This window comes from Variovorax sp. 01T439_2 (genome assembly GCF_056398445.1).
The window spans coordinates 1-6,664 of the sequence record NZ_JBFTPJ010000245.1 but is presented as its reverse complement, the minus strand read 5'-3'; the positions used below and the strand labels follow the sequence as shown (position 1 = coordinate 6,664).

Below are 6,664 nucleotides of genomic sequence, written 5' to 3'. Positions count from 1 at the left end.
GTTCGCCGGTCCGCGCGTTATTCCGCGACGAGAACGGCCTTCTCGATGACCACGTCCTCGAGCGGCACGTCGTCGTGGAAGCCCTTGCGGCCCGTCTTCACGGCCTTGATCTTGTCCACCACGTCGGTGCCGCCGGTGACCTTGCCGAACACCGCGTAGCCCCAGCCTTGGGCCGAGGGCGCGGTGTGGTTCAGGAAGCCGTTGTCGGCCACGTTGATGAAGAACTGGGCGGTGGCCGAGTGCGGTGCGCTGGTGCGCGCCATGGCGACGGTGTAGTTGTCGTTCTTGAGGCCGTTGTTGGCTTCGTTCTCGATCTCGGCGCCGGTGGGCTTTTGCTTCATGCCGGGCTCGAAGCCGCCGCCTTGCACCATGAAGCCCGGGATCACGCGGTGGAACACCGTGTTGTCGTAGTGACCGTTCTTCACATAGTTGACGAAGTTCTCGGCCGACTTCGGCGCCTTGGCGCTGTCGAGTTCGAGCGTGATCACGCCGTAGTTCTTGATGTGGAGTTCGACTTTGGGGTTGCTCATGAGGGAGTCCTTCCTTCGGATGTTCGGAAATTATTTCGCCAGTGTGGCGGACTTGATGATGATGGGCTCGAGCGGCACGTTCTGCATGCCGCCCTTGTTACCGGTTTGCACGGCACGGATCTTGTCGACCACCTCGGTGCCGGCCACGACGCGGCCGAACACCGTGTAGCCGTAGCCGTCGGGGTTGGGCGCGTTGAGCGAATCGTTGTTCTTCACGTTGATGAAGAACTGCGAGGTGGCCGAATTCGGATTGCCCGTGCGCGCCATTGCGATGGTGTAGCGGTCGTTCTTCAGGCCGTTGCTGGCTTCGAGCGGAATGGGCGCGCGCGTGGGTTTTTGCTGCATGTCGGCCGTGAAGCCGCCGCCCTGGATCATGAAGCCGTCGATCACGCGGTGGAACACGGTGCCGTCGTAGTGCTTGTCCTTGACGTACTGCAGGAAGTTCTCGACCGTCTGGGGTGCCTTGGCCTGGTCGAGCTCGACCAGGATGTCGCCGGCCGAGGTGGCGAGCTTCACGCGCGGGCCGGGCTGCTGCGCATGGACGGCGCCGGCAAAGGCGAGCGAGGCGGCCAGCACGAGCGCGCCGCGGCGGCTGAAGCGGGTGGACAGGGAAGGGGCTTGGATCGTCAAGGATGGCTCCGTGTGCGAATGATGTGGGGCGCGGGCCGGGCAATGCAAGCGGCCGTGGCCAGGATGCTGCCGGCGGTTGTCGTTTTACTTGCTGGCGCGGCCGACCGGCTTGCGGGCTTCAGGCGGTGCCGCCGGCAGGGCCGCGGCATCGGCCTCGGCCTTGGGCGTGAAGATCTGGCGGATCAGCGAGAGCTTGGGCGCCACGCTGGCGTTGGTGCTGGCGAATTGCTGCGCTCGCACATATTCCTGGGCCGCCAGGCGGGCGTACACGTCGCCGAGGTTCTCGTGCGCGGTGGCGTAGTTGGGGTTGAGCCTGAGCGCCTGCTCCAGCGCGGCGCGCGCCTGGTCGAACTTGCTCTGCGCTGCATAGAGCGCGGCCAGGTTGTTGTAGGGCTCGGGCAGCTCCGGGAAATCCTGCGTCATCTGCGTGAACGCGGCAATGGCCTCGTTCTGCTTCTTCTGCTCGGTGAGGATCACGCCGCGCAGGAAGCGCATCTGCGGATCGCGCGGCTTGCCGGCGATGTAGGCGTCGGCCTTGGCGAGCGCCTCGTTCGACTTGCCCTGGCGCAGCAGGGTGTTCACGTCGTCGTAGTCGTTGGCGTAGGCCGCGGAACCCCACAGGCTGAACAGCAGTGCGAAGGCGATGGAGAGTTTGGAGAACGCGACGTGCTTCATGAAGCCTCGGCAGGAGTGGGAAATGCGGGCTTCGAAAACACCCGGAATGGACACGGCAGCAGCCGTTTATACTGCGGTGCATTGTAGCCGAGGGGCCATGTCCAACCCCTCGTGGCCACTGTCCCGTCACCCCTGAAATACACCGTCGTTCGCCCGTACCGCACGAGCGCGAAGCGACGCTTTCCGAGCCTCATGAGTCTGCGCATCTACAACACGCTTTCGCGTGAACTGGAGGAGTTCTCCCCATTGCAACCGGGCCGGGTGCGCATGTACGTGTGCGGCATGACGGTCTATGACCTCTGCCATCTGGGCCATGCGCGCTCGATGATCGCCTTCGACCTGGTGCAGCGCTGGCTCAAGGCCAGCGGCCTGGCCGTGACCTACGTGCGCAACATCACCGATATCGACGACAAGATCATTCGCCGCGCGGTCGAGAACGGCGAAACCATCCGTTCGCTCACCGACCGCATGATCGATGCGCTGCACGAAGATGCCGATGCGCTCGGCATCGAGCGGCCCACCCACGAACCCCGCGCCACCGACTACATCCCGCAGATGCTGTCGATGATCGGCACGCTCGAGAAGAAGGGCCTGGCCTACCGCGCGGAGAACGGCGACGTGAACTACGCGGTGCGCAAGTTTCCGGGCTACGGCAAGCTCAGCGGGAAGTCCATCGACGAGCTGCACGCGGGCGAGCGCGTGGCGGTGCTCGACGGCAAGGACGATCCGCTCGACCCGGTGCTCTGGAAGAGCGCCAAGGCGAGCGAACCCGAAGAAGTGAAGTGGGCCAGCGAGTTCGGCCCGGGCCGCCCCGGCTGGCACATCGAGTGCTCGGCCATGGCTTGCGAGCTGCTGGGTGAAACGCTCGACATCCATGGTGGCGGCGAAGACCTGCAGTTCCCGCATCACGAGAACGAAATTGCGCAGAGCGAAGGCGCAACCGGCAAGCCGCTGGCCAACTACTGGATGCACAACGGCTTCATCGTGACCGACAACGAGAAGATGTCCAAGAGCCTGGGCAACTTCTTCCTGATCCGCGACGTGCTCAAGAAGTACGACGCCGAGACCATCCGCTTCTTCGTCGTGCGGGCGCACTACCGCCGTCCGCTCAACTACAGCGACGTGCATCTCGACGACGCCCGCGCCTCGCTCAAGCGGCTCTACACGTCGCTCGACCTGGTCGCGCCGCAGGCGTTGGCGGCCATCGACTGGAACGATCCGTATGCGGCGCGCTTCAAGGCCGCAATGGACGAGGACTTTGCAACGCCCGAGGCCGTGGCCGTGCTGTTCGACCTGGCGGGTGAAGTGAACCGCACGCAGTCGCCCGCGCAGGCCGGGCTGCTGAAGGCGCTCGGCGGATGCCTGAACATCCTGCAGGACGACCCGAAGCGCTTCCTGCGCGCGGGCGCCACGCTGGACGAGGCGACCATCCAAGCGCAGATCGATGCGCGCGCGGCCGCCAAGGCCGCAAAGAACTTCGCCGAGGCCGACCGCATCCGCAACGACCTCCTGGCGCAGGGCATCGTGCTCAAGGATTCGCCCACCGGCACAACCTGGGCCGCAGCGCAGTGAACGGAACCACGAATCCCATGCCTGCTTCCTCGAAAAACCCGGCGGTCCAGATCTTCACGCCGGACTATTGGGAAGAGGCCTGCAAGCACCTGTCCAGGAAGGACCGCGTGATGAAGCGGCTGATCCCGAAGTTCGGCGATGCCTGCCTCGAGTCGCGCGGCGACGCGTTCACCACGCTCGCGCGCAGCATCGTGGGCCAGCAGATTTCGGTGAAGGCCGCGCAGACCGTGTGGGACAAGTTCGTGGTGCTGCCGCGCAAGCTCACGCCGGCCAACGTGCTCAAGCTCAAGGTCGACGACATGCGCGCGGCGGGGCTGTCGGCGCGCAAGATCGAGTACCTGGTGGACCTGGCCATTCACTTCGATTCGGGCGCGGTGCACGTCGACGCCTGGAAGGACATGGCCGACGAGCTCATCATCGACGAGCTCGTGGCCATCCGCGGCATCGGCCGCTGGACGGCCGAGATGTTCCTCATCTTCCACCTGATGCGCCCCAATGTGCTGCCGGTCGACGACCTGGGCCTGCTCAACGGCATCAGCGTCAACTATTTTTCGGGCGATCCCGTGAGCCGCAGCGATGCCCGCGACGTTGCCGTGGCCTGGGCCCYGTATTGCAGCGTGGCGACTTGGTATATTTGGCGATCGCTCGACCCGGTACCGGTCGCATACTGAACAACAGGAGAAGACGTTGGCGAAACGAACCTTCCTCGACTTCGAGCAGCCCATTGCTGAACTCGAAACAAAGATCGAAGAACTGCGCTATGTACAGACCGAATCGGCGGTCGACATCTCGGAGGAAATCGACCAGCTCGGCAAGAAGAGCCAGCAGCTCACCAAGGACATCTACAGCGACCTGACGCCCTGGCAGATCACCAAGATCGCGCGGCATCCGGAGCGGCCCTACACGCTCGACTACGTCAACGAGATCTTCACCGACTTCGTCGAACTGCACGGCGACCGGCACTTTTCGGACGACCTCTCCATTGTGGGCGGCCTGGCGCGCTTCAACGGCACGCCCTGCATGGTGCTCGGCCACCAGAAGGGACGCGACACCAAGGAGCGCACCGCGCGCAACTTCGGCATGAGCAAGCCCGAGGGCTACCGCAAGGCACTGCGCCTCATGAAGACGGCCGAGAAGTTCAAGCTGCCGGTCTTCACCTTCGTCGATACGCCCGGTGCCTATCCGGGCATCGACGCCGAGGAGCGCGGCCAGTCCGAAGCCATCGGCCGCAACATCTACGAGATGGCGCAGCTCGAGGTGCCGATCATCGTCACCATCATCGGCGAAGGCGGCTCCGGCGGCGCACTGGCCATTTCGGTGGGCGACCAGCTCGTGATGCTGCAGTATTCGATCTACTCGGTCATCAGCCCCGAAGGCTGCGCCTCCATTCTCTGGAAGACCAGCGACAAGGCGCAGGAAGCGGCCGATGCCCTCGGCATCACCGCGCACCGCCTGAAGGCGCTCGGCCTGGTCGACAAGATCGTGAACGAGCCGGTCGGCGGGGCGCACCGCGACCACCGCCAGATGGCCGCTTTCCTCAAGCGTGCGCTCAACGACGCCTTCCGCCAGGTCAGCGACCTGAAGCCGAAGGAACTGCTCGAGCGCCGCTACGAACGCCTGCAGAGCTACGGGCGCTTCAACGACACCAAGGCCGACACCGGCAGGTAAGCAAGCCAACGCGCTGCTCCTTCCATGAACGAAGCCTTCGAACGCGCCATGGCCGCGTTCGAGCCGGCGCATCTGCCGCTGGCGGTGGGCTTCAGCGGCGGCGCGGATTCCACGGCGCTGCTTGCCGCTTGCGCCTCGGCCTGGCCCGGGCAGGTGCTTGCCTTTCATGTGCACCACGGCCTGCAGGCCGCGGCCGACGATTTCGAGCGCCATTGCGCGGCCGTGTGCGAACGCCTCGGCGTGCCGCTCGCGGTGCACCGCGTGGACGCGCGCCATGCCCAGGGCGACAGCCCCGAAGATGCGGCGCGCCGCGCCCGCTACGACGCTTTTGCAGCCATGGCACGCATGGATACGGCGCTTGGCGCTATCGAATCGATAGTCCTGGGGCACCATGCGGACGACCAGGTCGAAACCCTTTTTCTGGCGCTCTCCAGGGGCGCCGGCCTGCCGGGCCTCGCGGCCATGCCCGCGCATGCGCGGCGCAACGGGCTGGACATCTACCGCCCGCTGCTGGCCGTGCCCGGAGCCGACATCCGCGCGTGGCTCCAAAGCGTCGACCTGCCGTGGATCGAGGACCCGACCAACGAGGACGAGCGCTACACCCGCAACCGGATCCGGGCCGTGCTGCTGCCCGCGCTCGCGCGGACCTTCCCGCAGTTCCGCGCCACCTTCGCGCGCAGCATCGGCCATGCCGCGCAGGCGCAGGAACTGCTGGGCGAACTCGCGGCGCAGGACCTGGTCGTGGTGGGCAACCCGCCCCGCATCGCCGCGCTGCAGGCGCTTTCACGCGCGCGGCAGGCCAATGTGCTGCGGCACTGGCTGATGCAGGCGCACGGCTGCGCGCCCAGCGCGGCGCAGCTCGACCAGCTGCTGGACCAGGTGCGCGCCTGCACCACCCGCGGCCACCGGATCCACCTCAAGGTGGCCAATGGATTCGCCCAGCGCAGGGGCGACCTGCTGCATTGGTACAATTCCGGGCCCTCGCCCAAGGCTTCGCGCTGACGGCTTGCAGGGCGCCGCGCTGGCACTCGGAGGTGCAGCGGCGGCCCTTCCCATTTCTCTGAATTCATCCATGGCATTGATCGTTCACAAATACGGCGGTACGTCGATGGGCTCGACCGAGCGCATCAAGAATGTCGCCAAGCGCGTCGCCAAGTGGGCGCGCGCCGGCCACCAGATGATCGTGGTCCCGAGTGCCATGAGCGGCGAGACCAATCGCCTGCTCGGCCTGGCCAAGGAACTGGCGCCGAGCAAACCGAGCGATGCCCACGGGCGCGAGCTCGACATGCTCGCCTCGACCGGCGAGCAGGCGTCGTCCGCGCTGCTGGCCATTGCGCTGCAGGCCGAGGGCATGCAGGCCGTGAGCTACGCGGGCTGGCAGGTGTCGGTGCGCACCGACAACTCCTACACCAAGGCGCGCATCGAGAGCATCGACGACGAGCGCGTGCGCGCCGACCTGGACGCCGGCAAGGTGGTGGTCATCACCGGCTTCCAGGGCGTGGACGACAGCGGCAACATCACCACGCTGGGCCGCGGCGGCAGCGACACCTCGGCCGTGGCCATTGCGGCCGCAATGAAGGCGCACGAGT

General features: G+C 66.0%; 8 protein-coding genes. 5 read left to right on the top strand and 3 right to left on the bottom strand.

Going from position 1 to position 6,664, the window contains the following annotated elements; genetic code table 11:
* Nucleotides 1-17: 17 nt before the first annotated feature.
* From AC1DOC_RS13610 to AC1DOC_RS13600, 3 genes are all read right to left on the bottom strand, one after another.
* Nucleotides 18-530, bottom strand: a complete 513-nt coding sequence (locus tag AC1DOC_RS13610) for a peptidylprolyl isomerase (RefSeq protein ID WP_012748192.1) — start codon at nucleotides 528-530, stop codon at nucleotides 18-20.
* 30 nt (nucleotides 531-560) lie between these two features.
* Nucleotides 561-1,160, bottom strand: a complete 600-nt coding sequence (locus AC1DOC_RS13605) for a peptidylprolyl isomerase (RefSeq protein ID WP_278877141.1) — start codon at nucleotides 1,158-1,160, stop codon at nucleotides 561-563.
* A gap of 84 nt (nucleotides 1,161-1,244) precedes the next feature.
* Nucleotides 1,245-1,835: a tetratricopeptide repeat protein gene (locus tag AC1DOC_RS13600; protein ID WP_012748190.1), complete on the bottom strand. Its 591-nt coding sequence runs from the start codon at nucleotides 1,833-1,835 to the stop codon at nucleotides 1,245-1,247.
* A 192-nt stretch (nucleotides 1,836-2,027) separates the two neighbouring features.
* Here AC1DOC_RS13600 and cysS point away from each other — a divergent pair, with 192 nt between their 5' ends.
* From cysS to AC1DOC_RS13575, 5 genes are all read left to right on the top strand, one after another.
* The gene (gene cysS / locus AC1DOC_RS13595) at nucleotides 2,028-3,407 is read left to right on the top strand and encodes a cysteine--tRNA ligase (RefSeq protein ID WP_412511099.1); all 1,380 of its coding nucleotides are present in this window, start codon (nucleotides 2,028-2,030) and stop codon (nucleotides 3,405-3,407) included.
* Between the two features lie 17 nt (nucleotides 3,408-3,424).
* Complete coding sequence (locus tag AC1DOC_RS13590; RefSeq protein WP_478129930.1) at nucleotides 3,425-4,078, top strand: DNA-3-methyladenine glycosylase family protein; 654 nt, start codon at nucleotides 3,425-3,427, stop codon at nucleotides 4,076-4,078.
* Nucleotides 4,079-4,094: 16 nt separating this feature from the next.
* Nucleotides 4,095-5,075, top strand: coding sequence for an acetyl-CoA carboxylase carboxyltransferase subunit alpha (locus AC1DOC_RS13585; protein ID WP_012748187.1), 981 nt, complete (start codon nucleotides 4,095-4,097; stop codon nucleotides 5,073-5,075).
* Nucleotides 5,076-5,099: 24 nt separating this feature from the next.
* Nucleotides 5,100-6,077, top strand: a complete 978-nt coding sequence (tilS, locus tag AC1DOC_RS13580) for a tRNA lysidine(34) synthetase TilS (protein WP_478083355.1) — start codon at nucleotides 5,100-5,102, stop codon at nucleotides 6,075-6,077.
* 70 nt (nucleotides 6,078-6,147) lie between these two features.
* Nucleotides 6,148-6,664, top strand: a 517-nt coding sequence (locus tag AC1DOC_RS13575; RefSeq protein ID WP_478129929.1) for an amino acid kinase family protein, incomplete at its 3' end; no start/stop codon positions are given.

Bases quoted from the DNA above. Each gene is read 5' to 3' on its own strand.
- tilS (WP_478083355.1), top strand. From the start codon at position 5,100: ATGAACGAAGCCTTCGAACGCGCCATGGCCGCGTTCGAGCCGGCGCAT.
- AC1DOC_RS13610 (WP_012748192.1), bottom strand. From the start codon at position 530: ATGAGCAACCCCAAAGTCGAACTCCACATCAAGAACTACGGCGTGATC.
- cysS (WP_412511099.1), top strand. From the start codon at position 2,028: ATGAGTCTGCGCATCTACAACACGCTTTCGCGTGAACTGGAGGAGTTC.
- AC1DOC_RS13600 (WP_012748190.1), bottom strand. From the start codon at position 1,835: ATGAAGCACGTCGCGTTCTCCAAACTCTCCATCGCCTTCGCACTGCTG.